The sequence below is a fragment of the Vibrio sp. Y176 genome, from assembly GCF_033438945.1.
Genome location: NZ_JAWOQS010000003.1, coordinates 218,762 through 244,215 on the forward strand (window position 1 = coordinate 218,762; position 25,454 = coordinate 244,215).

The 25,454-nt window shown below is 45.6% G+C and carries 21 protein-coding genes; 8 read left to right on the forward strand and 13 right to left on the reverse strand.

Annotation, left to right across the window (positions count from 1 at the left end):
- Positions 1-69: 69 nt before the first annotated feature.
- From R7O13_RS09350 to hppD, 5 genes are all read right to left on the reverse strand, one after another.
- Positions 70-729 carry a DUF2726 domain-containing protein gene (locus R7O13_RS09350; RefSeq protein WP_005377831.1) on the reverse strand — a complete coding sequence of 220 codons (660 nt, stop codon included), beginning with the start codon at positions 727-729 and terminating at the stop codon, positions 70-72.
- Positions 730-924: 195 nt separating this feature from the next.
- Positions 925-1,593 (reverse strand): maleylacetoacetate isomerase, encoded by a 669-nt coding sequence (gene maiA / locus R7O13_RS09355; RefSeq protein ID WP_318303668.1) that lies wholly within the window; start codon positions 1,591-1,593, stop codon positions 925-927.
- Between the two features lie 21 nt (positions 1,594-1,614).
- Positions 1,615-2,652, reverse strand: coding sequence for a fumarylacetoacetate hydrolase family protein (locus R7O13_RS09360; RefSeq protein WP_318303670.1), 1,038 nt, complete (start codon positions 2,650-2,652; stop codon positions 1,615-1,617).
- A 9-nt stretch (positions 2,653-2,661) separates the two neighbouring features.
- Positions 2,662-3,792 carry a homogentisate 1,2-dioxygenase gene (locus R7O13_RS09365; protein WP_318129983.1) on the reverse strand — a complete coding sequence of 377 codons (1,131 nt, stop codon included), beginning with the start codon at positions 3,790-3,792 and terminating at the stop codon, positions 2,662-2,664.
- A complete protein-coding gene (hppD, locus tag R7O13_RS09370) occupies positions 3,785-4,858 on the reverse strand; it encodes a 4-hydroxyphenylpyruvate dioxygenase (protein ID WP_005377835.1) in 1,074 nt (357 codons plus the stop codon). The genes R7O13_RS09365 and hppD overlap by 8 nt, the downstream gene beginning before the upstream one ends.
- 539 nt (positions 4,859-5,397) lie before the next feature.
- Between hppD and R7O13_RS09375 the strand changes: the two genes are divergently transcribed.
- The 7 genes from R7O13_RS09375 to R7O13_RS09405 all read left to right on the forward strand — a co-directional run bounded on the left by R7O13_RS09375 (position 5,398) and on the right by R7O13_RS09405 (position 14,179).
- Positions 5,398-6,504, forward strand: coding sequence for a M20/M25/M40 family metallo-hydrolase (locus R7O13_RS09375; protein ID WP_318303673.1), 1,107 nt, complete (start codon positions 5,398-5,400; stop codon positions 6,502-6,504).
- A gap of 264 nt (positions 6,505-6,768) precedes the next feature.
- Entirely contained in the window at positions 6,769-8,379 is a 1,611-nt protein-coding gene (locus R7O13_RS09380) for a peptide ABC transporter substrate-binding protein (RefSeq protein WP_318303674.1), read from the forward strand.
- Positions 8,380-8,524: 145 nt separating this feature from the next.
- The gene (gene oppB, locus R7O13_RS09385; RefSeq protein ID WP_005377838.1) at positions 8,525-9,445 is read left to right on the forward strand and encodes an oligopeptide ABC transporter permease OppB; all 921 of its coding nucleotides are present in this window, start codon (positions 8,525-8,527) and stop codon (positions 9,443-9,445) included.
- 9 nt (positions 9,446-9,454) lie between these two features.
- The gene (locus R7O13_RS09390; RefSeq protein WP_318303676.1) at positions 9,455-10,387 is read left to right on the forward strand and encodes an ABC transporter permease subunit; all 933 of its coding nucleotides are present in this window, start codon (positions 9,455-9,457) and stop codon (positions 10,385-10,387) included.
- Positions 10,388-10,397: 10 nt separating this feature from the next.
- Positions 10,398-11,381, forward strand: a complete 984-nt coding sequence (locus R7O13_RS09395) for an ABC transporter ATP-binding protein (RefSeq protein ID WP_017820901.1) — start codon at positions 10,398-10,400, stop codon at positions 11,379-11,381.
- Between the two features lie 9 nt (positions 11,382-11,390).
- Positions 11,391-12,383, forward strand: coding sequence for an oligopeptide/dipeptide ABC transporter ATP-binding protein (locus R7O13_RS09400; RefSeq protein WP_318303680.1), 993 nt, complete (start codon positions 11,391-11,393; stop codon positions 12,381-12,383).
- Complete coding sequence (locus tag R7O13_RS09405; protein WP_017633962.1) at positions 12,383-14,179, forward strand: aminopeptidase P family protein; 1,797 nt, start codon at positions 12,383-12,385, stop codon at positions 14,177-14,179. The genes R7O13_RS09400 and R7O13_RS09405 overlap by 1 nt, the downstream gene beginning before the upstream one ends.
- A 161-nt stretch (positions 14,180-14,340) precedes the next feature.
- Here R7O13_RS09405 and R7O13_RS09410 read toward each other — a convergent pair whose 3' ends face one another.
- On the reverse strand, positions 14,341-16,785 hold the full coding sequence (locus tag R7O13_RS09410; RefSeq protein WP_318303681.1) for a collagenase: 2,445 nt from the start codon (positions 16,783-16,785) through the stop codon (positions 14,341-14,343).
- A gap of 302 nt (positions 16,786-17,087) precedes the next feature.
- Here R7O13_RS09410 and R7O13_RS09415 point away from each other — a divergent pair, with 302 nt between their 5' ends.
- Positions 17,088-17,522: a hypothetical protein gene (locus R7O13_RS09415; RefSeq protein WP_005377844.1), complete on the forward strand. Its 435-nt coding sequence runs from the start codon at positions 17,088-17,090 to the stop codon at positions 17,520-17,522.
- Between the two features lie 120 nt (positions 17,523-17,642).
- On the opposite strand, the gene R7O13_RS09420 is transcribed toward R7O13_RS09415, so the two are convergent.
- The 7 genes from R7O13_RS09420 to R7O13_RS09450 form a co-directional block, all read right to left on the reverse strand.
- A complete protein-coding gene (locus R7O13_RS09420; protein WP_318303683.1) occupies positions 17,643-18,491 on the reverse strand; it encodes an ABC transporter permease in 849 nt (282 codons plus the stop codon).
- A gap of 2 nt (positions 18,492-18,493) precedes the next feature.
- Complete coding sequence (locus tag R7O13_RS09425; RefSeq protein WP_005389752.1) at positions 18,494-19,774, reverse strand: ABC transporter permease; 1,281 nt, start codon at positions 19,772-19,774, stop codon at positions 18,494-18,496.
- The gene (locus R7O13_RS09430) at positions 19,771-20,892 is read right to left on the reverse strand and encodes an ABC transporter ATP-binding protein (RefSeq protein WP_318303684.1); all 1,122 of its coding nucleotides are present in this window, start codon (positions 20,890-20,892) and stop codon (positions 19,771-19,773) included. Before R7O13_RS09430 ends, R7O13_RS09425 begins: the two co-directional genes overlap by 4 nt.
- A gap of 73 nt (positions 20,893-20,965) precedes the next feature.
- Positions 20,966-21,880, reverse strand: coding sequence for a dihydrodipicolinate synthase family protein (locus R7O13_RS09435; protein WP_033905160.1), 915 nt, complete (start codon positions 21,878-21,880; stop codon positions 20,966-20,968).
- 56 nt (positions 21,881-21,936) lie between these two features.
- Positions 21,937-22,911: an ornithine cyclodeaminase family protein gene (locus R7O13_RS09440; protein ID WP_005377853.1), complete on the reverse strand. Its 975-nt coding sequence runs from the start codon at positions 22,909-22,911 to the stop codon at positions 21,937-21,939.
- An 86-nt stretch (positions 22,912-22,997) separates the two neighbouring features.
- A complete protein-coding gene (locus R7O13_RS09445) occupies positions 22,998-24,071 on the reverse strand; it encodes a polyamine ABC transporter substrate-binding protein (protein WP_017820893.1) in 1,074 nt (357 codons plus the stop codon).
- A gap of 123 nt (positions 24,072-24,194) precedes the next feature.
- Positions 24,195-25,451: an NAD(P)/FAD-dependent oxidoreductase gene (locus tag R7O13_RS09450; protein WP_033905157.1), complete on the reverse strand. Its 1,257-nt coding sequence runs from the start codon at positions 25,449-25,451 to the stop codon at positions 24,195-24,197.
- Positions 25,452-25,454: the final 3 nt, after the last annotated feature.

Consider the following 25,454-nt stretch of genomic DNA (forward strand, 5'->3'; position numbering starts at 1 on the left):
GACTGATACAAAAAAGGCTTTGATCATCTCTAATCAAAGCCCCTTATTTCTGCAGGTTAATTGTCGTGTTTAGTCGTCCGCCTCAAACACAACGTTATAATTTTCGGTGTATGTACAATTCGGCTGACGGCTACAAGTAAAGAAACGTCTCCCTTTGAACTCACCTTGGCTTGCGGTTTTAATGATCATCGGACTGCCGCATTTTTTGCAAAAGCGCACTTCTTTATCGGGCTCAATCAAATCAATGTGTGCCGCAAGCAAACGACGTAATCGCCCAACTTGATAACTGTGCTTTATCGAAGCGCCGATTAAAGGCAGGTTGGCCGTCTTACAAACATGAATCAATAACTTTTGTCTTTCTATCTTACCCTTGTTTAGCTCCTGCCCATTATCCAATTCAACAATAACGCGCGGCTCTAGTGTCCTTGGGTCACAAATAACGTAATCAAAATAGCTTCGAGATATACGATTGTTCGCGACAAAAAACTGCTTCTTATTTTTGATTTCTTTTGGCGTAACCAAACTGGACATGTTTACTTTCGCGAATACTACGGCATGCTCCCCGACCGCCGCTCTTAACGCATTATAGAACGCACCCTCTTGACCTCTGAGCAGAGGGCCTTTCGAGCGATAAGGATAATCACGCGTGTCATCGTGCTTAATCACGTACTTTTGAATAACAAAGAAGAATAAAACCAGAAGAACAACAATGATAAAAATGTTGGTCATAAATAAAGTGCATCCAAAACAACTCGTTGCTCAAAGCGTAAATGGAAATGTTATGCAGAGCAACAAAACCTCGCAATTTTGAGGCGCCACGACGATAGCGAGAAACAGAAAATTTTGCTCACCAATAAAAACGAGCCAATCACACACTTGGATTGGCTCGTTTAAATTTTGTTAATACATTATGTATACTAAGAATCAACTATTAGCGTCTGGCTGATTCTCTGGCATCGCATCAATAAAAGCTGGCAGTTGATTGCATGACTGCACAACAGCGTTAATGGTTGGATAAAGAGAGGTATCTACACCAAAGCGTTGTGCGTTATAAAATTGTGGTACCAGACAAATATCGACAATAGATGGCGAGCTTGTCAGGCTAAACTTGCAATCACCATTTAGTTTACGATGCTTCTGAAGTTTCTCTTCTAATGCTGTAAAACCTTTGCGGATCCAGTGATGAATCCAAGCGACTTTGCGCTCTGGCTCGCAAGCTAACTCCCCCTCTAAATACTGTAGAACTCTTAAGTTATTCAGGGGATGAATCTCCATTGCAATATCCTGAGCCAAAGCTAGCGCTTGGTATCGAAGCGGCGTTTGCTCGGGGATCACAGTGACATCCGGGTAGTGTTCTTCTAAGTATTGAATGATCGCCAGTGACTGGGTTAACTGAACCTCCCCATCCACTAGCAAAGGAACCAGTTCAGAAGCGTTTAACTCATGGTACTCGTCACTATGTTGTTCGCCACCATTGCGCACCAAGTGTACCGATTTTGAATCATACGATAACTCTTTAAGATTCAAGCAAATACGCACACGATACGCCGCCGATGATCGCCAGTATCCGTATAAAATCATGCTATCGCTCATATCGTCTCCCAACCAGCACTATTAGTGCTTGAGATATTGGCTAACTTGTTGGTCAATCGAACCGAATATGTTGTTGCCATCCGCATCGAACATTTCCAATCTGATTGAATCTCCAAACGACATAAAGTTAGTCGACGGCTTACCATCACGAATGGTTTCAATCATGCGAACTTCCGCGATACATGAATAACCAACACCACCCTCCTCAATCGAAGTGCCATGTTCGGTGCCTTGCTTATTAGATACCGTGCCAGAACCTATAATTGCCCCAGCAGATAGCGGGCGCGTTTTAGTCGCATGAACAATTAAGTCTGCAAAATCAAACGTCATATCGATACCCGCATTTGGGCGACCAAACGGCTTGTGGTTGTAGGTCGAGACCAGTGGTAAATGCACTTTGTTTTCGTACCACGCATCGCCTAGTTCGTCAGGTGTTACTGCCACAGGAGAAAACGCAGAAGAAGGTTTAGATTGGAAAAAACCAAACCCTTTAGCTAATTCTGCGGGAATTAGACCACGCAGTGAGACATCATTCACCAGCATGATCAAACGAATCGACTCCTGAGCCTCTGCAACACTCGCGCCCATTGGTACGTCACCAGTTACCACAGCAACTTCACCTTCGAAATCAATACCCCATTCATCGCTGGCAAACTCGATGTTGTCACAAGGACCAATAAAGGCATCAGAGCCTCCTTGGTACATCAACGGGTCCGTCCAAAAACTCTCTGGCATTTCAGCGCCGCGAGCTTTTCGAACCAACTCAACGTGGTTTACGTAAGCGCTGCCATCAGCCCACTGATAAGCGCGAGGAAGCGGCGACTCACAGTAGTGCGCTTCAAACTCTTCATACCCTGCAACCGTGCCATTGTTCAGTGCAACGTATAGCTCTTCCAGTTGTGGTGCTAGCGTATCCCAGTTATCAAGCGCTACCTGCATCGTCGGTGCTAAGTTCATGAGGTGGAAAATTTCTGTCGCTGGTACGCAGCGCGTTAAATCTTTGCTCACGACCATCAACAAACCGTCACGAGTGCCATTTTTCTTGGTTGCTAATTTCATCCTTGCCTCTTACTTCTCTTGCCAGCTATAGACGTATTCTTTGTTTTCTACTTTTTCCAGCTCATCCGAAAACTGAAGTGCGTGACGCGTATCGATCATGACCGCAACTTCGTCGGTAAAAGTCTTCTTGTGCTCTCGCCCTGCTTTGAATGCTTTCGGGTGAGGACCATGCGTAAATCCTGCTGGATGGAATGTCACCATGCCTGCTTCAATGTTGTCACGGCTGAAGAAGTCACCTGCATGGTAGAACAAGACTTCGTCATAATCGTCATTGTTGTGGTAGAACGGTACTTTGAGCGCTCCAGGATCACTTTCAATTGGGCGAGGAACGAACGTACACACCACAAATCCTGCTCCTACAAATGTAGTATGTGCAGAAGGCGGTAAATGGTAACGATGTGACATAAGTGGACGAATATCACGCCAGTTCACTTTTACTACCGCCAAATCACCATGCCAGCCAACCGCATCCAACGGGTTGAATGGGTAAGTGATAACACTGACTTTATCGTGGCGTTTCACCTGAACCTGTGTTTGATTCTCAGAATATTGAGCACGGAACTGATCGTTGATCGACGGCGTTTCTAAAACCGCTGGATCAAACACCGCGTGGTTTCCAACCATGCCTTTTTCGGGCAATGTATAGGCCGCATCGGTGTTTTCAATCATCAGAATGAACATCGGCTCGCTTGGTTCTAAACGCCAGCTCGTTGAGCGCGGGATCATGACATAATCCCCTTCGCTCACTTTCAAATGACCATAATCACAGTAGAGATCTGCCGTACCTTGGTGGATGAATAGCAGTTCGTCGCCATCTGCATTTCTCACCAAAAAGTCCATTTTTTCATCCATACGCCAAACACGAACTTTACAATTCGCGTTGTGTAATAGATGCGGGACTGCCCAAGGGGTAATATGGCTGGCTTTTTCGACTAGATTAAAATCAAACGCTCGTGGACGTAGCTCGCCCTCCCACTCAGACCACCCCGTTGGGGCATGTTGATGATGAAAATGTGTTGCGGGGCCGAAGAAGCCACTTCGACCTGCCTCACGTTCATAAATTGCCTCTTCCGGGAAGTCAGCATGTGCTTGTTTAGAGCACACTCCCTCCCGGTGAGGGAATGTGATCCATTTATGCATCGCTCAATACTCCTCGGCGAATTTGGTCTTCTTCTATCGATTCAAACAACGCTTTGAAGTTACCCTCGCCAAAGCCTTCATTGCCTTTACGTTGGATGATTTCGAAGAACACAGGGCCGATAACGGTTTGAGTAAAGATCTGTAGCAAGATGCCATCTTTCGTTGGTGCACCATCAATAAGAATCTGCAAATCACGAAGCTTGCTTACATCTTCACCGTGGCCTTCAACACGCTGATCGACTTTCTCGTAATAAGTATCTGGCGTTGGCATAAAGTCCATGCCTCGCTCACGCAAGGTTTTGACCGTTTCGTAGATGTCGTCAGTGGTCAATGCGATGTGTTGAATACCTTCGCCATTGTATTCACGGATAAACTCTTCAATCTGTGATTTATCATCTGACGACTCATTGATAGGAATTCGGATTTTGCCGCAAGGTGCGGTCATCGCACGGCTGACAAGACCAGTCAGCTTACCTTCGATATCGAAATAACGAATTTCGCGGAAGTTACCAATGCGCTCATAGAAACCTGACCAGACATCCATGTTGCCCTGCTTAACGTTGTGCGTTAAGTGGTCGATTTCGTAAAGACCAACATTCGCTTTTGATAAACGCTCATCAGCATCATCATAAAAACGAAAATCGACATCATAAATACTCTGCTTTCCATAACGGTCGACAAAATAAAGCAAGCTTTCACCGATGCCATAAATAGCAGGAATGCTAAGCTCCATCGGCCCAATTTCCGTTTTATATTCTTTACCGCCATTCTCTAACGCATGCGCCAGAGCAACGGTGGCGTCTTTCACACGAAATGCCATGCCACAAACCGACGGACCGTGAACTTTGGCGAATCCCTCAGCTTGGCTATGCGGCTGCGCATTCACAATAAAGCTAATGTCACCTTGTCGATATAACCACGCTTCTTTTGAGCGATGCTTTGCAATCTCCGCAAAACCTAACGATATAAACAGATCTTTAAGCTGTTGAATGCCTTTGTTGTCAGCAGCGGTATATTCAACAAACTCAAATCCGTCTGTTCCTAGTGGGTTATATGCATCAACCATGACTTTCTCCTTGTCTCAGTAGCTTTTGTTTGGACTTATTTTTCTAACTTGGCGCAGGTCTTGAGAAATTGGAATACGTGGGGAGAAATCTTTACCTTGGCGATTTTTACGCATAATTGTAAAAAATATGTTACACACAGGAGGCGCATCGAATCCACTTTCGTAAACATTAAATAAACTGCTTATTTTCAATACATTAGATTGATATTTTCGGCTTTACGCAAACATGTAAAATGTAAATAAGTTGTTACTTTGGCATTTTATCTTGGCAACGTAGCTTAAAAAGTAAAAGAGGGATAGAAAGCCTATTGCCCCCTATTTCTATCTGCTTCATTCATTTGGTCCTACAAAACATCGAAAGTAATGTTTCGTGACGCTTCATACAGTTCGAAAGGCTCATCGGTCAGAATCGTGTCATGGATACCCCTTTATTGATTCACCTCAGTTTTATTCAAAAGTAACTGTGCCATAAGTGGTGCTCTGTTCCCTATCGAGCCGAGCCACAAGGCTTCACGCTCGATCAGAAAAAGAGACATCTAATGACACACATCAATCAAGAACGCTTAGTTGAACACTTTTGCCAACTAGTACGTATCGACAGCGAATCAAAAAACGAAAAACAAATTGCAGAAACACTGGCAGAACAGCTAGGCGAGCTAGGCTTTACCGTACGCAAACTTCCAGTGCCTGAGCACATTTCTAACGGTTTTAACGTGTACGCCCGTTTAGACGGCAAAAAAGACGGCTCTATTCTAATGAGCTGTCATATGGATACGGTCACTCCAGGTATTGGCATTGAGCCAATCATCGAAGACGGCATTATCCGTTCAAAAGGCAATACGATTCTCGGTGGCGATGATAAATCTGGTATTGCTGCCATCATGGAAGCCGTTCGTTGTATTCAAGCGGAAAACCGTGAGCACAAAACGTTAGAACTTGCTTTCACCGTGTATGAAGAAGGCGGTTTATTCGGTTCACAATACTTCGATATGTCACACGTCACTTCAACGGAAGCAATCGTGTTAGATACGGGTGGCCCTATTGGCACCATTGTGACCGCAGCCCCAGGCCAGCAAAAGATCATGGCAAAAATCAAAGGTCGACCAGCACACGCTGGGCTTGCGCCAGAAGAAGGCATCAGTGCGATCATGGTGGCGGCAGATGCCATCAACCAAATGAAGCTGCTTCGCATCGACGAAGAAACGACAGCCAACATCGGTATAGTGAATGGCGGTCAGGCCACAAACATTGTTATGCCTGAATTAAAAATCGTGGCAGAAGCACGCTCCCTGAATGGCGATAAACTAGATGCTCAGGTCAATCATATGATCTCAACATTAGAGTCTGTCTGTGAAAAACACGGTGCAGAAGTCGACATTGAATCTAGCCGAGCCTACGACGCTTTTGTTATTGAAGAAAACCACCCGCACGTAAACGCTATAAAAGCAGCGTTTTCAGAGTTGGGAATTGACGCCTTCACAAAAGGCACTGGCGGCGGTAGCGATGCCAACAACTTTAACAAGAAAGGTCTCACAACGGTCAATCTTTCAACTGGCATGGCAAAAGTACACACGACAGAAGAGTTTATCGCGGTAAGTGATATGGTCAAAATCACTGAGTTCGTGAAACATTTCCTAGTCAGTTAACGTCGTGCCTTTTGAAGAGCAGACTGACTATCTTCCCCTTCTAGCCTGTGCTTGAAGGGGATTTTAATTTGTATCGAAGCAAAATTACTTCCCGTCATGCCAACTTGATATCAGATCTTCAAAGAAATTCCCCTAGCTCACTTTTTGAGACCAGACAGCTCAATACCTGACACCCTGTTACAGTAATGTTAAAACTCGATTGTGTAGACAATTTATACAATATACATTTTTGACATCTTTCAGGATGAAAAGAGTGAGACAAGGATGAAATTACCTAAGTTGCTTTTATTAGCGTCGATGATGAGTCCAATACTGGCAACATCAAGCTATGCCGCGCCGTATCCCGTAAGTGTGACCCTCGATGAGACACAAGAAATTACGCTAAACAATGGGGCTGAAGTTACTTCTATTGACCCAGCCAAGCAAGCCGCAGAGCCCGCTTTCAATCTCGGTCGAGACCTGTTTGAAGGTCTGGTCATTCAAGATAAGCAAGGTAAAACCATTCCTGGTGTTGCTGAGTCTTGGTCAGTCAATAACAACAATACGGTTTATACCTTCCACTTACGTGATGCAAAATGGTCAAATGGCGAAACGGTCACTGCACAAGATTTTGTCTACAGCTGGCAACGCTTACTGAATCCAAGCACTGCTTCACCCTACGCTTGGTTTGCGGCCATTCCAAATATCGAAAACTCGCAAGCCATTATGAAAGGCGACGCCGCACCCGAGTCCTTGGGCGTGAAGGCGCTGGATGAAAAAACGTTCCAGGTAACACTCGAAGAGCCTATTCCCTTCTTTACGAAACTATTAAGTCATCCAGTGCTTGCCCCCGTTCATAAAGCGACCATTGAAAAACATGGCAACCGTTGGACCCAGCCTGAGCATATCGTTACAAATGGTGCGTTTACTGTCTCTGAATGGAAAGTTAACGAAAAACTGGTGATGGTTAAAAATCCACATTATTGGGACGCAAGCAATGTAGTGCTGGAAAAAGTCACCTGGCTACCAATTGGTGATGCAAACGTAGTGCTAAACCGCTACCTAGCTGGTGAGATAGACCAAGCGGTTTCCATTCCTGCCGCTCAGAAGAAAAAGTTAATTCAACAACGCCCACAAGAAGTGGCAAGCACCAGTGCGTCTCTTGGCTCCACATTCTATTACCTCAACACTCAACAAGGGCCAACAAAAGACGTGCGGGTTCGTAAAGCCCTCTCATATGCCATTGACCGTCAACTGTTAACGAGTGCTATTTTGAGAAACGGTGGGGTTCCAATGTATACCCTTGTGCCACCTCAAACAGATGGTTTTAAATCTCACACTCCTGAGTTCGCAACTTGGAACCGCCATAAACGTATCGAAAAAGCGCAGCAATTACTGTCAGAAGCTGGATACGATAAAAGCAATCCGCTTAAGTTAACGTTTACCGTACCAACTTTCTCGATGGACGTAAAAATGGCAACCACCATGGCAAGCATGTGGAAAAGCCGATTGGGTGCGCAAGTCACGATAAAACAGCTAGAACCGAAAGTGTTCTACGCACTTAAAGAGCCGACCGACATTACTCGCGGCGGCTGGACGGCCGACTACAATGAAGCCTCTACATGGTTGGATATCTTCGTTTCTAGTGGCGAGTACAACGATTCTCGTTATAACAACCCGCAATACGACGAGTTAATGGCTCGCTCAAAGACCATGAGCAACCCATCAGAACTGTATTTACAAGCAGAAAGCATGCTGATTGAAGACATGGCCATTATTCCTATTTATCGTCCGGGTAACGATCAATACCTCATCAAGCCTTATGTGGGCGGCTACGAACTGACAAACCCTGAGTCGTCGTACTACCGCAAGAATGTCTATGTGAAAGCCCACTAAAAGCATGTTTTCGGTCTGAGTCGGCAAGTTCAATGTTTACTTGTCGTTCCTCATATCTCTCGGTGGAGAAGGCAACCTGAGCTCAGGCCATTTTTTTATTCATAACCGTTCGAAGTGATTTCGGACGACCAAAGGATGATGGATCATGATTTGGTACATTGTTAAGCGATTAGCTATCGCTATCCCCACGCTTCTATTCATCGCACTCGTATCATTTTGGCTGATGCACATTGCACCAGGGGGGCCATTTGATATGGAACGGCCTATGCCAGAGGTGGTACGTGCGAATATCGAAGCAAAATTCCATTTGGACCAGCCCTTCCTTACTCAGTTTTGGATTTACATTGGTAATTTCATACAAGGAGATCTCGGTCCGAGCTTCGTTTATCAAGACTTCAGTGTTACACAGCTCGTCGCACAATCATGGCCAGTTTCAGCAGTATTAGGCGTACTCTCCTTTTGCATTTCCGTTCCACTTGGCATGTTGCTTGGCACCATTGCGGCATTGAACCGAAATAGCCGCCTAGATTACGGCCTGATGACACTTTCGATGACTGGAGTTGTAGTTCCGGCTTTCGTGCTTGCTCCAGTTTTAGTCATGATCTTCGCTATTCAGCTCGGCTGGTTCCCTGCTGGTGGTTGGGAAGGAGGAAAGCTGGCTTTTCTTGTTCTTCCCGTGCTCAGCCTAGCGATTGGCTCCATTGCGAGTATTGCACGCGTCATGCGTGGCGCAATGATTGAAACACTCAACCAACCATACATTCGAACGGCAAAGGCCAAAGGTTTGTCCACAACCTACATTTTATTCCATCACGCTTTGCGACCATCCCTGATTCCCGTCGTTGCGATGCTCGGCCCTGCGTTTGTGTCTGTCGTGACAGGCTCGGTAATTATCGACATTTTCTTTGGTACAGGTGGCATGGGACAACACTTTGTGTCTGGGGCTCTCAACCGCGACTACGGCCTAGTAATGGGCATTACTCTGATTGTCGCTTCACTCACTATCTTCTTTAACCTTGTGGTCGACTTGCTATATACGATTATCGACCCTCGTATACGCGTTTAGGAGTCCGGTATGTTAACGATCAAAAAACTGGATACACAAGCTCTTCAAGATCAAGTCGTCGACAATACTGAAGCCGTCGAAGGTCGCAGTCTTTGGCAGGATGCATGGACTCGATTTCGTAAAAACAGAGCCGCGATGACATCAGTGTATGTTTTGGCTTTCATTACCTTATGCATCACTTTCGGCCCCTCTCTTGCCGCTTTTGGCCATGATGAAATTGACTGGGAAGTGCTCATCGATCCATACGAGCTAGGGAAACCTTCACTGAGCAGTGGCCATTACTTTGGTACCGATGATCTCGGGCAAGATGTCTTCGCTCGCACGATGCAAGGTGGCAGGCTCTCTATTTTGGTAGGTTTTGTTGGCGCCTTAGTCGCCGTTGTTATTGGTACGATTTGGGGAAGTATTTCCGGCTATCTTGGCGGCGTTGTCGATAGCGTAATGATGCGCATTATTGAGGTGCTCGATTCGGTGCCATTTATGTTTATGGTTATCCTGTTTGTTACCCTTTTTGGCAACAACATCTACCTGATTTTTATCGTGATCGGAATGGTATCTTGGCTGGGCATTGCCCGTGTTGTACGTGGTGTCACCTTCGGTCTAAAAAAGCGAGAGTTCATCGAAGCCGCACACTCTATTGGGGTTTCTAAATTGACAATTGTCCGACGCCATGTTCTGCCTAATGTGCTTGGGATCGTGATGGTTTATTCCTCCTTAATGGTACCAGGATTCATTATGTTCGAATCGTTTTTGAGCTTCTTAGGGCTTGGTGTTCAACCACCAGACACGAGCTGGGGAATCCTAATTTCCGAAGGCGCAAAAACGATTGACGTTGCATTGTGGATGCTGCTTTTTCCCTCTCTGTTTTTAGTTGCCACCCTCTTTTGTTTTAACTTCATCGGCGATGGCTTGCGTGATGCTCTTGACCCGAAAGACCGATAAGGACAAACCCATGCTATCTATTGAAAACATGAACGTGCGCTTCGATACGCCAGATGGGCAAGTGCAAGCGGTCAGTAATCTCTCCTACTCGATTAAAGCGGGCGAAACTCTTGGGATTGTTGGGGAATCAGGTTCGGGAAAAAGCCAGTCTGTTTTCGCATTAATGGGGTTAACCGCGGATAACGGCGCCGTGTCTGGAAGCGCAATGTTCCACGGTGATGATTTACTCGCGATGTCTAAAAAGCAGCTCAACCGCATCCGTGCAGAGAAAATCGGAATGATCTTTCAAGATCCGATGACGTCACTCAACCCATTTATGAAAATTGGCAAACAGCTTTGTGAAGTTCTCATGATTCATAAAGGAATGACCCGAAAACAAGCAAAAATTGAATCGATTCACATGTTGGATGCGGTGCGTATTCCCTCTCCCGAAACTAGGATGAATCAATACCCTCACGAATTATCTGGCGGAATGCGTCAGCGAATCATGATAGCGATGGCCTTGTTGTGTAAGCCCGAGTTGTTAATTGCAGACGAACCAACCACCGCGTTAGATGTAACCGTTCAAGCTCAAATTTTGACGCTATTACGAGACTTACAACAAGAGTTCAATACGGCTATTTTACTGATCACTCACGATATGGGCGTCGTCGCCGAGATGTGTGATCGCGTATTGGTCATGTATGGTGGTCAAAAAATGGAGCAATCAGATACCGAGACATTGTTCGCTCAACCTGCGCACCCCTACACTCAAGGCCTGCTAAAGGCGATTCCTTCCATCACTGAAGATATGCCGCGTTTACCAACCATCCCAGGTAACCCACCAAGTGCGTTGATTAACCATCAAGGGTGTCCGTTTAAAGAGCGGTGCGAGCATCGAGAGACGCGTTGCCAATACGAAACCCCACGGTTTTCTCCATTAAACACGAGCCAGTCCATTGCCTGTCACGTTAAAGCACCCAGTGTTATCACTCCCATTCAAATAAAAGCTTAAGGAGGCGTTATGAATAAAAAAGAAGTCCTCATGTCTGCTCGTGATTTAAACGTCCACTTTCCTCTTTCACGTCATCTTATTCCAAGTCGACGTAAAATCGTGAAAGCGGTCAATGGTATCGACTTAGATGTTTACCGAGGTGAGACACTTGGCATTGTGGGGGAATCAGGCTGCGGAAAATCAACACTTGCTCGCGCCTTACTTCGCTTAATTGAACCTACACATGGCGAGTTGACTTGGAAAGGTCAAGACATGCTCGGGTTTAGTAAAAAAGAGCTTTCCTCTCGACGCAGAGAATTTCAGATGGTGTTTCAAGACCCATCCGCTTGTTTGAATCCGAGGTTAACCATCTCAGAATGCATCGCCGAACCACTGCTCACCCACGAGCCAAAGCTTAAACGGGCAGAGGTAGAAAAGCGTGTCATCGCTATGATGGATAAAGTGGGTCTCTTGGCGAGCCAGCGAAACCGCTATCCACATGAATTTTCCGGAGGTCAATGCCAGCGTGTGGGCATTGCCAGAGCATTAATTCTCAATCCAGATTTGGTCGTGTGTGATGAACCCGTTAGTGCACTAGATGTCTCCATACAAGCTCAGGTCATCAATCTTCTAGATGATCTTAAACAAGAAATGGGGTTAACACTGGTGATGATTGCGCATGACTTAAGCGTGGTGCGCCATATCAGCGACCGCGTTATGGTGATGTATCTTGGTAAACCTATGGAAGTAGGACGTTACGATCAAGTATTTGATGATGCTCAACACCCCTACACCAAAGCACTGTTATCTGCTGTCCCGATAGCTAATCCGCAATTAGCACGTGACCGTGAAATACAACTATTGCCCGGCGATCTTCCTTCTCCACTTAACCCACCGAGCGGTTGCGTTTTTCGTACTCGATGCCCAGAAGCAACAGAAGTATGCGGGCAACAGAACCCAATAAAAACAGGCTCGGAGCAGCATCATATCTATTGCTCAAATATGACTTTAGGAACCATTTAATGAACAATACTAACTCAGTAAACCAACGCCTTACGTTATTGCGTGAGGCAATGTCCTTTCACAACGTGTCTGCATATATCGTGACCAACAATGACCCACATAACAGTGAATACTCAGCGGATCATTGGTTAGCGCGAAGCTGGATTTCAGGTTTTACCGGCTCAGCAGGCGATGTCGTCATTACCCAACAAGGTGGTGGCCTGTGGACTGATGGTCGTTACTATATTCAAGCTGAAGAACAGTTACACGGCACAGGACTTGAACTGTTTAAAGCCAAACAACCAGAAACGCCGACAGTTGCCAAATGGCTGGCTACCACGCTACCAGAAAACAGTATTATCGCGGTTGACGGGCGCGCCATCAGTTACGCTTTTTATCAAGGCCTCAAACAAACCTTTGAAGCGAAAAACATTAAGATCATTCTCGACCTGGATTTACTCACACCGATTTGGCTTGAAAGACCACCTCGCCCAAGTGCACCCGTATTCGAGCACCCCACCGCTTTTGCTGGCGTTGACACTGAAAATAAGTTAGCGAGAATCCGTTCTTGGTTAACCGAGAACCAAGTAGATAGCTTATTAGTGTCAACGCTAGATGATGTCATGTGGACAATGAATATTCGAGGTGGTGATACGAATTACTGCCCAGTTTCTGAAGCCTATCTAGTCGTAGAGCAATCACTTGCGACACTGTTTATTGATAAAGCCAAACTGCCTCAAGACGTTGAAAGAGCGCTGACCGATCAGAGTGTACACATTCGCCATTACAACTACGTAAGTCAGTATTTGAATCAGCAATGTGAGGGATTATCGCTCGCTTTTAACCCGACCCACACAGACAGCTTATTGGTGAGTTCGATTGAAGGGAATGTGAATCTAAAGCCAATGGCTTGCCCTGTAACGGCAATGAAGGCCATAAAAAATGCGACCGAGCTAACTAGCCTAGAACAGGCATTAACAGATGATGGTGTGGCAATCGTAAGGTTTATGAACTGGCTCGAAGAGCAAGTTCCAAGCGGACTCGTTACAGAATTGTCTGCTGAGGCACAACTGAATCACTATCGCCGTCAAACCCGACATTATGTGAGTGACAGTTTCCGCACTATCGCAGGCTTCGCAGCTCACGGGGCAAAAATGCATTATGCCGCCGATGAAGAAAGCAATGCGGCAGTCAATGAAAGCAACTTCTTTCTCGTCGATTCTGGTGGCCAATACCTTGGCGGGACAACAGACATCACCCGTACTTTCCACTTCGGGTCACCGACCATTAAGCAGCGCAAAGATTATACCTTGGTGCTCAAAGCGGTCATCCGACTGACTCAGACTCGATTCATGAAAGGCTCTACGGGTGCCAATCTTGATATCATGGCGCGTGGCGTCTTATGGCAACATGGTATTGATTACAAGTGCGGCACTGGACACGGCGTGGGCATTTGCTTGAATGTTCACGAAGGCCCACAAAATTTCTCGCAAAGCCACCACGAGGTTGAACTAAAACCGGGTATGGTCATTACTAATGAGCCAGGCGTTTATCGCGAAGGTGAGTACGGGGTAAGAATAGAGAACATTCTTAAAGTTGTAGAAGTAGAACAAAATGAGTTCGGCACGTTTTACGGTTTTGAGACCATCACTCTTGCTCCAATTGCGACCAACGCCCTTGATTTATCAATGCTAGATCAAGCAGAGCTAGACTGGCTCAATCATTACCATTCACGAGTCTATCAAGCGCTTAGCCCTTTTCTTGATACGCAAGATAAAAACTGGCTTCAACGCACAACCCAACTTATTGAGAAATAGGATATCAGCAAGCTTTATAACGTTTTCATTTTCATCTCAAACCCCTTGTTTGCCAGCCTTCGGGCTGGTTTTTTTTATAGAGATAACGGCGTGAAAAACAAAAACGCCCCGCAATGTTAGCGAGGCGATCAATTAAATTAAAATGATGCAGTTAAAATGCCCTATTGACGACACTTCTGAGCATCAAAATCAACGACGATGGCGGCATTCTCAAAGTCACCAGATACTTTAACATAGCCCCAGTAGTTACTCTGATTTGACAACGTAATACACTCTCCATTACCAATATTATCTGACCACCCGTGAAGATTAGTACCATCCGGCCAACCAGAGTTACTGTATTCAAGCTTTAGGTTGCCCGTACCGTTTCCCGTCGTTATCGCCAGATTTGAGCTCTCATTCACCGCTGGCACGCTCAGCCAAATGGTTTGTTGATTTGCCAAGCAAACGGGCTCTCCTGCTGTTAGGCGTCCACCGCTTACTTTACTTTGCACCGCGCAGTCTTGTGGCAATGTGTCATTACCGCCCAACGCTGAGATAACAACAGTATGAGTGGCGGTTGCCGTCAAGCCTTCACTGTCTGTCACACTTAGGCTGACCGAATACTCCCCTTCACTCCCATATTGGTGCGTCGGCTTGGTTTGTGTACTTGTCGAGCCATCACCGAAGTCCCATAAGACGCTGACGATCTTCCCGTTTGGGTCTGTACTGTTTTCACTGCTAAATGTAATGCTTTCACCGACTTTCCCCTTACTGTTTGCGGTTATGACTGCATTAGGTGCACCATTTGAGACAAGGGCTTGCTGCCACTGCTCAAACTCACTTTGATATAAATTCGCCCATTGGGTGATCGTTGCTTTGTAATTGCTCCAATTCCCCTGGCGTGTTTCCACCAGCATTTGGTTTACGTCATCTTTATGATTTTCAAACATAAAACGTACAGCTAAGTACCCCCAACGATAAATTCGATCGACATCAAACCCATCATAAGTAGTCTCGAAAATCTCACTTAAGGTATATGTCGAGCCGTCTAGAATCGTCTCAAGTGCTGCTTGGTTGTCATTTTCTTGAGCGACATACTCTGCAATGCCTTCACTCCACCACACTATTTTTTCAGTTGGATGACTAAACCCTCCATAGAGATCAAATCGACCATCTAAGTAATGCACGTATTCGTGCTCTAAGTTCCAGACAAAGTGATCCGCGTTCGCATAAGAGGCTTCATAAGCAATAAAGTTGGGAATATTCCCCGGCAGGGAAGGATCGCCCTCCAAGTACATACCGCCATTGTCAGTACTAATATCGAAAATTGGCCCTGCGTACTTACCATAATCGGTGCTTGAATCGAAGATATTGACTTGGAGCTGAGTATTGTGGTCATCTTTTACTGGTTGTTCACCCGTTTCTAATGACTGATGAAAGTAACCCTCTTCGTAACCCATTTTAGAACATGCGGCCGCGTGTTGCTCTTGTGTCATATTCTGGGACAATATTCGAATTGTTGGACTACAAGTATAAGTTTGCGATAGCACTAAGCCTTTTAGCTCAGTTTCGAAATTACAAATTCCGAACTCACTACAATCTGCGTAATATGAAGCGGTGTCCGCCGCCGCAAGCCAAACCGAGTCACCCCGACCATACATTTCATACTGTTCAAAGATTCGACTCAGCTGACTCTTCACAACAGAACTCGCGTTACCCGTATACTTGGTCAGACGCCCGAGCTCTCGCCCCGCATTCGCGGCCATAAACTCATCTTCAGCACCGATTGATGACGCCCTCAGAGCAAAATCGCCTAAAGCTTTGGCAAGGTCTGTTTGGTTACCAATTACTTGCACAAATTGCTCGTTCCACTGCCCACCAAACAAAATAGTGAAAACACCATTAACCGCATTGCGCATATACCAGTGCTGGGCGTATTGATCATTCCAACGTGTAAGCCACTGGGTCACTTGCGGTAAGTACGCGTGCTGCAAGCCCGCACTATCCATAGTGATGATGACTTCACTAAGCACTTTGCCGTGACGGTCGCTGTTCTCATAGAAGTTTGCGTTATTAACAAACGCATCCACGGATTCTTTCACCGCTGGTGTGACCCATTCAATAAATGAGATGTTGTCATTGTAAAACTCGGCGTAATAACCCGCGCGTAAGTATAAGAACAACGTTTCTAGTTCATCGCTCCCGCCACCTGTATACCCCTTCGCCAATGTCGTAGTACGCTTCGCAATGTTGTACATATGATCGGAGCTAAATACCGACTCTTGAATCCGACTTTCAGCAGAGAATAGCTGGTTCACACACGTCGCGCCCTGACTTAAAATTTCGCCGATCAATTGGTTACTGCTTTCGGTAACCAATGCTTCCAAATCACAAGCAGTGCTCGACTCATCAAGGCTTTCAAGTGACTGTACTCGAGTTGCCTTGGAGGGCTGAATAGGGAGAGTTGCGGTTGGTTGGTATTCAACTCGATTGGATTCAACACCGTGTGTATGAGCCGAATGTGCATGTTGCTCTGTAACTTGAGAAACTGGCTCGCTAAACGCAAATACGCCAGTACTGGTTAATGTTGTCGCAATCGCGACACTCAAAATCTTCAGTTCCATCTAATTTCTTCTATATTGAGTTTTCCTTAAATGCATTACGTCTTTTGCATCGCCACTGCCCTTATTACTGCAAGAGCATCTCCATATAATCTACTCGCAAGATAAGAAGAAACATTTTGTTAACAAACAGATGTGGCGGTATCAGTTTTTGGTACTCGAGTTGCCGTTGCACGAGCTTGCCAGAAATCGATTTGCTTTAATAATATTGATCAACTAGTTGTTTATCTTTCCATTCAAATATCTTTTATTGCTCCTCACAAAAGCTATAAAATGGTTTCTTTTCTTTTTGCTAAACAACTCCTATGACCGACGCTGATATTGAGCTACAACACCTTTGGTTAGAAGTCCAAGCCGAACGCTGGCAAAACCTGCCACGCTTTTTATTCAGTTACTACTGCTACAAGCACAACCTTGTCAGTAAAACCAACAAAGTTTGCTGGGAGACGGCACGTGCAAAACTGCGCGCTTCAACATCAATAAAAGAGCGAAAAAACGCGGTGGTTGAACCGTTAGTCCCTGAGGAAGCCGTGGTTGGGTTATTGAAAACCATCAGCAAAGATGGGGAAATGACATTTGACGTGATGGGAACCACACTCGATACGTTTTTGCATTATGTTGTGATTAGCAAGGAAGAAAAAGCGCGACTTAAATCAAACATGCCAGCTAGTTGGTATCAGCGATCAAATAAGTCGCCTTTGGCACGTTTCGAGCAGGCTGGCATTAATCTACAAGAGTGACATGTCAGTCATCGCTGACGATAAACACAAAAGACAAGCGCCTACAATGAGGCGCATTTGGTCAAAAATTGAGGAGCACCTAAACAAAAGTGCGTAGCGAGCAACAAAGAAAAAGTTTGGTTATTCTTGAATGCCTCGAATGCGTACATTACGCCTACGTAGAACTTCTAAAGTCACGAGCAAACACACCGACATAAAAATCAGCAACGTAGCGACCGCCAATATAGTCGGACTGATTTGCTCTCGAATTCCTGACCACATCTGCCTAGGAACGGTTTTTTGTTCTGCCCCAGTCAGGAATAACGCCACCACAACCTCGTCGAACGAAGTGCCAAAAGCAAACAAGCCGCCAGAAATCATCCCCGGACGAATCAGAGGAAAGGTAATGTGTCTGAAAGTATAAACAGGGTTTGCTCCTAAGCTAGCCGCCGCTTTTACCAAGCTATGGTCAAAGCCGCTTAACGTCGCAGTAACGGTAATGACGACAAAAGGCGTACCTAAAGCAGCGTGTGCCAAAATGACGCCTAGATAAGTTTGTGACAAGCCAAGGCACGTGTAGAAAAAGTACATCGCAGCAGCAGAGATAATGACTGGTACGATCATGGGTGAGATCAACAGCGCCATAATCGTATTGCGAAAAGGCAAATTACTACTGGCTAAACCCAACGCCGCCAGAGTTCCTAGCCCTGTTGCAACGAGTGTCGCCATAAAAGCAATAAACGTGCTGTTTTTCAGCGCCAACAGCCACTGTTCACTAGTAAACATTTCTTGATACCAGCGAGTAGAATACGCTTCCAAATCAAGGTTTAACATCCCCTCGGTAAAAGTAAAGTAAGGCGTTGCATTAAACGATAACGGGATGATGGTCAGAATTGGAGCGATTAAAAAGAACAGCACCACCCCACAAAAAGCTAAGTAACCTGCGTAAGCAACTCGCTCTACTTTTGATGCATAGTTTGGTAATGCCATGGTTATCCCCCTACCTTAAGGTTGTTAATGCCAACCACACGGTTGAACATATAAAACAGGACCAGTACAACGAACAAAAGCAGTCCACCCAATGCGCCAGCCATCCCCCAGTTCAGTGATGTCTGCATATGATAGGCAATCATATTGGAGATCATCTGTCCGCTTCTTCCACCAACCAAAGCGGGCGTAATGTAGAAACCAATAGAAAGAATGAAAGTAAGCAAAGCCCCCGCACCTATCCCCGGTAACGTAAGCGGCATATAAACTTTGATGAACGCAATGAAAGGCGTCGCGCCTAGAGAACGAGCGGCACGGAAATATGTTGGGCTAATTCCTTTCATTACGCTATACAGAGGCAGGATCATAAACGGCAACAGAATGTGAACCATAGACACCACCGTTCCGAAGGTATTGTGAATCATCTGAATTCGCTCAGAAGTAAAACCCGACCAAATAAGGAGATCATTAATGACCCCTTGGTTTTGCAGCAGAACAATCCAAGACGTGGTTCTGACTAATAATGATGTCCAAAATGGCAGCAGCACGATAATTAAAAGTAAGTTCGCGCGCTTATCAGGTAAATTGGCAAGCAGGTAAGCAACGGGGTACGCCATCACCAAACAAATTAAGGTGATTGAGATAGACATCCAAAAAGTTTTAAAGAAAAGGTCGACGTATATTTGGCGTTTTTCTGGTTGGGGCTCAATGTCTCCAAACTCATTCACTTGCAAGTCTAGCGCTGCAAGATAATGACTGAATGTTAATGCGCCACTAAGATTCTTAAACGCCGCCCAATATTTAGGATTAGTCCATCGCTTATCCAGCTTAGCCAACTGTGTCACCGAGCTCGGCAGCGACGTCAACCGAGACAACTTTCTGCCGGTTTTCATGAGTAAACTGCGCATACCAGACTCTTCAATATTCATCCGGTTGGCTATTTTCGGTAGCTCTTTGCTTTGATAAAGCGCAAGTACCTCAACAGAGAATGCCTCAATGACTTCTTGATGAGGCTGACCTTGATAATCCCAACTTTCTAAGGCTTGAATAGTTTGTGGTAGTGACAGGGATATTTCTCGGTTATCCACGCTTCGATAAAGCATGTCGAGGATAGGAAAAGCAAACGTAAGCAGAATAAAACACACCAATGGCGTTGTGAGCATAATGGAGCGAAGCTTTTTTCGGCGCTCGGCCTTTTGCAACTGCGCTTTCAGATTGGTTTCTTGCTGATGAACTTGACGTTCGATTTCCAATACAGAATCTAATGCGGTTAGCTCTCGACTCATGCTGCTACCTCGCTACTTTGAGTTTGTGTCCCATCAAGAGCATGGCAATCGTCACTTTGCCAACCAATACGACAAATTGAGCCAGGCGTTAACTGCAAGTGTTTACGATTATCGTTAGGTACTTTAACGATGAAGTGACCAACGCTCTCTACTTCGACGACCAAACGATAATGATCACCGTGATAAATCAATTCTCGTAGGACGCCTGAGACTTGGTTCTCACAAGACGCTTTCTCTGGTTGAATAACAATCTTTTCTGGTCGAATGGAAAGTGTTGTCCTCTGCCCGTGCTCAGAGACTCTGACAGGTTTCGCAGTAAATAACTCTTTCCCAACGAGCACTTGGCAATACTTTCCGTTCCACTCTTTGACTAAACCTAAGAGTTGGTTGTTTTCTCCGATAAACTGCGCAACAAACGTATTACTCGGAGATTCATAAAGCTCGGTTGGTGTCGCGAGTTGTTGCACTTCGCCGTGATTAAAAACCGCAATACGGTCGGACATAGTGAGAGCTTCGTCTTGATCGTGCGTCACATACAAAATGGTAATGCCAAGCTTTTCATGCAAATGTTTAATTTCCATCTGCATTTGCTCACGCAGCTGCTTATCTAACGCGCCTAGTGGTTCATCCATCAACACGAGTTTAGGCTCAAACACTAATGCTCGCGCTAACGCAACACGCTGTTGTTGACCACCTGATAACTGCTTTGGGTATCGAGTCGCAACATGCTCAAGCTCGACCATTTCTAATACACTCTGAACTTTGCTTTGAATCGTGTCACTGTCGAGTTTTCGCACCTTTAAAGGAAACGCAAGATTCTCAGCAATGGTCATATGTGGAAACAACGCATAGTTTTGAAACACCATACCAATATCGCGCTTGTGCGGCGCGAGATGATTGACAGGAACGCCATCGATATAAATGTCTCCACCGGTCGCAGTTTCAAAGCCTGCTAGCATCATCAAGCAAGTGGTCTTGCCCGATCCTGACGGCCCCAACATAGTAACGAACTCTCCAGGAGCAATATCTAAGTTGAAGTCTTTCACCACCAAATTCGTGCCATCGTAGGTTTTCTTAACGTGTTGAAAGCTGACATAGTCCTTGTTTTCCGTGCTCATGACTTCCCTCTTCTCATTTTTTGAATATTACGAATAAGTAGAGCGTCAGTTAACGCTCTACTAAACAGCACAATTACAGATTGTATTTGGATAGGTCTAAGCGGGTTTCTAACGCATGTTCAACCATTTGAATGACTTGTTGACGCTCTTCACCTTGTAAGAGTTGGCGTGGCGCACGAACCTGTTCAGAGCCACGTCCGCAGACTTGCTCGGCCAATTTTATGCACTGAACCAGCGTAGGAATGGTGTCTAAACGCAGTAGCGGTAAGAACCAACGGTAGATTTCTAACGCTTCAGCATAACGACCTTGGCTTGCCAGTTTATAAATCGCGACGGATTCTTCTGGGAATGCGTTGGTTAAACCAGAAATCCAGCCGGTCGCACCTAGCATCAATGATTCAAGAGCGATGTCATCAACACCACTGAACACGGTAAAGCGGTCATCAAATTTATTGTAAAGCTCAGTGATACGACGAGTATCAGTGGTCGACTCTTTGATAGCTACAATACTTTCAAACTCAGCCAGTTTCGCCATAATATCGAGGTTTACATCGACACCATAAGCAACCGGGTTGTTGTAAATCATGATTGGCATTTCTGGCGTTGCTTCTGCTAGCGTGCGGTAATATTCGAACGTTTCGCTCTCAGACGTGCGGTAAACCATGGCAGGCATCACCATACAACCATCGATACCAATTTTGTGCGCATCCTGCATGTAATCAACAGCTGCTGTGGTAATAGACTCTGCTGTACCAGCAATCAAAGGCACACGGCCATTTACGACTTCTTTTGCCGCTTGCAAGACCTGGCGTTTCTCCTCCGGGTACAACGCACAGTTCTCACCGACAGTACCCAAGCAGATAATGCCATTCACACCATCTTTAATCTGGTTGTCTATAACGGTTTGCGTTGCGTCTAAGTCAATTGACTGATCTTGACGAAATTGCGTACTGACCGCCGGATAAACACCTTTCCAATCAATTTTCATGAACTACTTTCCTTATATGTATATTGTATGCAATTTAAATGAACGAGCGAAAATGCTCAGACATGGCTATCTATGCCATTTTCTAACAACACCGCCTTTACAGCGGCCAAATCAGCCAAAGCACTGCCAACTGATTTGTATAAAGTAATGACCTCATCGTTTTGACGTCCTGAGATTTGTTGGGCGCAAAGCTGCGGTAATTCCCCTTTGATATCGTCTGACGTGAATACGCCCTCTTGAATTGGAATGAGAAGATCGCCCGCTTCGGCTAATACATTAATACGGCTATCAACATACACCTGTGCTCGTTGCACTGCTTCGGAGTCACATTCACGCTTGTCCAAGTCATGATTACCGACCAAATCAATATGGGTGCCCGGCTGCACGTCTGCGCCATTAAACAAAGGCTCTGCTGATGCAGTAATACAGCTGATGATGTCAACGTGTTTGATAACGTGGTCCACTTTTTCTACGACTGAAACGCGAAACCGACGCTCATCAGGAAGCGACTGATACTCTGAAGATGACACAATGGCATCTACCGTCGCCTCGGCTTTATCTGAGTTACGCCCCCAAATATAAACCTGCTTAAGTGGGCGAACCGCAGCGTATGCCCACGCAAAATAAGGCGCAAGATTGCCCGTTCCGCAGATCAACAGACGATCAGCATCGGGACGCGCCAAATAGTCCGCTGCCAACGCAGAAGCTGCGGCGGTGCGCCAAAACGTTAAAACTTTACCGTCCACGAGTGCGAGCGGCTCACCATCGTTTCGTCTAAAAACAAGCAGCTTAGATGCAAGCGTATCTTTGCCTTGTTCAGGGTTATGCGGGAAATACGTAAAGGCTTTCACCGCAATCAACTCCTGGTTCCAAGCTGGAAGTAGCGCAAACGCCTCGTATTCTCCCTCTTCTAAGGGCATGACTCGGCGTTGAGGTATTGTTGCTGGCCGCGAGTACATTTCACGCATCGTTTCAATAAGAGACTTCATTGTTAAACATTGCGCGACTTGCTGTGCTTCGATGACTTTCATCATTTCTCCGAAAACATAAATACAGTTGAGGAAAGTACGGAACCTCGCTTATGGATGAAAACTCGACCCCATACACAAATTAACGCCTAGTTAAGCAGCCAGGTATTGAACTCTTCATTGAGTTCATCCGCGTAGTCTGACCACCATTCATCGTTAATCAGGAAGGCGGTTTGGAAGTTTTGAGGTGCGGTAGGAAGGTTCGCTAAAATGTCTGGGTTCACCTCCGCCGAAGACGACTTACGCGTAGGCCCATAGGCAACGTACTTAGCTTGATCAGCTAATGGTTTTGTTCCTGAAGAAAAAGCAATGAAGTCCAATGCAAGCTTTGTGTTCTCACTCCCTTTAGGTATCGCCCATCCATTCATGTAACCCATTTGACGGTCCCATATAATCCGAAATGGTTGACCTTCATCCTTACGGGCATTGTGGATTCGGCCGTTAAACGCCGAGGCGATCACCACTTCTTTGTCTGCAAGCATTTGAGGTGGCTGGGCACCTGTTGTCCACCACAGTACTTCTGATTTGATCGTATCCAACTTAGCAAAAGCACGCTCACGCCCCGCTTCGGTTTCGAGCAGGCTGTAGACCTCTTCTGGCTTTACACCATCAGCCAATAGTGCCCACTCAAGATTGCCCTGAGGTTGTTTTTGCAATGCACGTCGACCTGGAAAAGTTTTTAGGTCAAAAAGATCGGTCAACTTGCTTGGCAAAGCCTTACCTTTAAACGCGTCTTCGTTCACCGCTAATACAGTGGACACTACGATGGTATTGATTGCGCACTCGTGAATCGCACCATCAATAAAATCCTCTTGTGCTGGTGTTCCATCTGCGCCCGGAGGCAAAATACTTGGGTTCACTGGTTCTAGTAACCCTTCGGCGCAACCACGAACAATGTCTGGCTTGTCGAGAGAAACCAAATCCCAGCGCACGTTGTTCGCTTCCACCTGTGCTTTAATTTCAGCTAATCCGCCGCTGAAATCCTCGGATACGATCTCGACACCTGTTTTTTTAATGAAAGGCTTATGATATGCCTCCACTTGGCTCTTGGTGAATGCACCACCCCAAGATACGACCGTCAATTTGTCTTCAGCATAAGCAGAGGCCCCCAACAGCATTCCTGAAATCAACAGCGCCAATGGTGCTTTGGTCATTCGTGACATGTTTTACTCCTTTTGGTTGTTTTTCTGGAGGCATCCGAGTACGGCTGTTGGACACCATTTTTGTTAAAATTAAGTTAACATTAGCATTTAATATATTTTATACAATATTTAATATTAAATTTTTCAGGCGAATCGTTGTAATGAAAAAGGTGATAGATCAATCGATGTCGGCTTTCCTTCGATAAGCTCTAAAAGGAGATCTGCCGTAATCGCCGCTTGAGTTAATCCAAGGTGTTGGTGGCCAAATGCCAGTAATACATTTCCATCCCAAATGCTATCAATAACCGGTAACGAGTCGACTGTTGAAGGCCGATTACCCATCCACTTTTCTCCTTGCTTGAGTGGATTTAACTCCGATTCAAACATCTCATCACCTAACTGAAAAAGCATTTCTGAACGTTTCATATTGGGTGGTGATTCTACATCGGCATACTCAACAGTGCCTGCCAAGCGTAGCCCGCCAGACATCGGAGTCATGATGAATTTTCTATCGGCAGAGCTAATAGGAAATGGCAGTACATCACGCTTGTCATCTACCATTAGGTGATAACCACGCTCGGCTTGAATAGGCACTTTGACTCCGGTTAGCTGCCATATCAAAGGCTTAGAATGTACACCAGCGGCAACAATGATTCGGTCAAATGAATGTGTTTGAGACTCAACCAACACATCACCATTTTTCTCCAACGCAGATACACCTTTTTGTAAAATCTTACCGCCAAGAGCTTCAAAAGCTTCACTTAGCTCAACACAGATCTGATAAGGGTCTAGCGTATGTCCTGTATCGGGAAAAAAGACGCCGACACGAACCTTATGGCTGAGATCAGGTATCCGCTTTCGAATCGCCTCTTGCGTCCAAACTTGATACGCCACACCGTTTTTGGCCAGTGAGTTAAGCGTACTTTGGTAGTCTTTAAACAGTTTCTCGTTTTCAAAAGTGAGCAATGAACCATTCATTTTTATTAGATGCGCTTTTCCGATTGAATCAAGCACGCCACGCCAACTTGCCACTGACCGCTCGTTAAGAGTTTTAATCGCGTTTTTTGCCTGCTCCGCGGCTGATGGCTTTGTTTGTAATAGAAAACGAATCATCCACCCGATAGTGCTTGGAATATCTTGCCAACGGATCGAAACCGGACTTTTGGGATCTAGCAGCATTTTAGGTAATTGTGGAAGCAGCGCTGGCGTTGCAAGAGGGAAGATTTGCTCAGTCGCGATATGACCTGCATTTCCCTTAGAGCATCCATTCCCCACGCCATTGGGATCAAAAATTGTGACTTGATAACCTTGCTGCTGCAACTTCAATCCAATTGATAAGCCAATAATCCCCGCACCTATCACGGCGATCCTTTCCTTTTTTGTTTCATCCTTGACCAACATAAA

What these genes read in the sequence shown, in the direction of transcription:
- R7O13_RS09350 (WP_005377831.1), bottom strand. Translation starts at nt 729, where the DNA reads ATGACCAACATTTTTATCATTGTTGTTCTTCTGGTTTTATTCTTCTTT.
- maiA (WP_318303668.1), bottom strand. Translation starts at nt 1,593, where the DNA reads ATGAGCGATAGCATGATTTTATACGGATACTGGCGATCATCGGCGGCG.
- R7O13_RS09360 (WP_318303670.1), bottom strand. Translation starts at nt 2,652, where the DNA reads ATGAAATTAGCAACCAAGAAAAATGGCACTCGTGACGGTTTGTTGATG.
- R7O13_RS09365 (WP_318129983.1), bottom strand. Translation starts at nt 3,792, where the DNA reads ATGCATAAATGGATCACATTCCCTCACCGGGAGGGAGTGTGCTCTAAA.
- hppD (WP_005377835.1), bottom strand. Translation starts at nt 4,858, where the DNA reads ATGGTTGATGCATATAACCCACTAGGAACAGACGGATTTGAGTTTGTT.
- R7O13_RS09375 (WP_318303673.1), top strand. Translation starts at nt 5,398, where the DNA reads ATGACACACATCAATCAAGAACGCTTAGTTGAACACTTTTGCCAACTA.
- R7O13_RS09380 (WP_318303674.1), top strand. Translation starts at nt 6,769, where the DNA reads ATGAAATTACCTAAGTTGCTTTTATTAGCGTCGATGATGAGTCCAATA.
- oppB (WP_005377838.1), top strand. Translation starts at nt 8,525, where the DNA reads ATGATTTGGTACATTGTTAAGCGATTAGCTATCGCTATCCCCACGCTT.
- R7O13_RS09390 (WP_318303676.1), top strand. Translation starts at nt 9,455, where the DNA reads ATGTTAACGATCAAAAAACTGGATACACAAGCTCTTCAAGATCAAGTC.
- R7O13_RS09395 (WP_017820901.1), top strand. Translation starts at nt 10,398, where the DNA reads ATGCTATCTATTGAAAACATGAACGTGCGCTTCGATACGCCAGATGGG.
- R7O13_RS09400 (WP_318303680.1), top strand. Translation starts at nt 11,391, where the DNA reads ATGAATAAAAAAGAAGTCCTCATGTCTGCTCGTGATTTAAACGTCCAC.
- R7O13_RS09405 (WP_017633962.1), top strand. Translation starts at nt 12,383, where the DNA reads ATGAACAATACTAACTCAGTAAACCAACGCCTTACGTTATTGCGTGAG.
- R7O13_RS09410 (WP_318303681.1), bottom strand. Translation starts at nt 16,785, where the DNA reads ATGGAACTGAAGATTTTGAGTGTCGCGATTGCGACAACATTAACCAGT.
- R7O13_RS09415 (WP_005377844.1), top strand. Translation starts at nt 17,088, where the DNA reads ATGACCGACGCTGATATTGAGCTACAACACCTTTGGTTAGAAGTCCAA.
- R7O13_RS09420 (WP_318303683.1), bottom strand. Translation starts at nt 18,491, where the DNA reads ATGGCATTACCAAACTATGCATCAAAAGTAGAGCGAGTTGCTTACGCA.
- R7O13_RS09425 (WP_005389752.1), bottom strand. Translation starts at nt 19,774, where the DNA reads ATGAGTCGAGAGCTAACCGCATTAGATTCTGTATTGGAAATCGAACGT.
- R7O13_RS09430 (WP_318303684.1), bottom strand. Translation starts at nt 20,892, where the DNA reads ATGAGCACGGAAAACAAGGACTATGTCAGCTTTCAACACGTTAAGAAA.
- R7O13_RS09435 (WP_033905160.1), bottom strand. Translation starts at nt 21,880, where the DNA reads ATGAAAATTGATTGGAAAGGTGTTTATCCGGCGGTCAGTACGCAATTT.
- R7O13_RS09440 (WP_005377853.1), bottom strand. Translation starts at nt 22,911, where the DNA reads ATGAAAGTCATCGAAGCACAGCAAGTCGCGCAATGTTTAACAATGAAG.
- R7O13_RS09445 (WP_017820893.1), bottom strand. Translation starts at nt 24,071, where the DNA reads ATGTCACGAATGACCAAAGCACCATTGGCGCTGTTGATTTCAGGAATG.
- R7O13_RS09450 (WP_033905157.1), bottom strand. Translation starts at nt 25,451, where the DNA reads ATGTTGGTCAAGGATGAAACAAAAAAGGAAAGGATCGCCGTGATAGGT.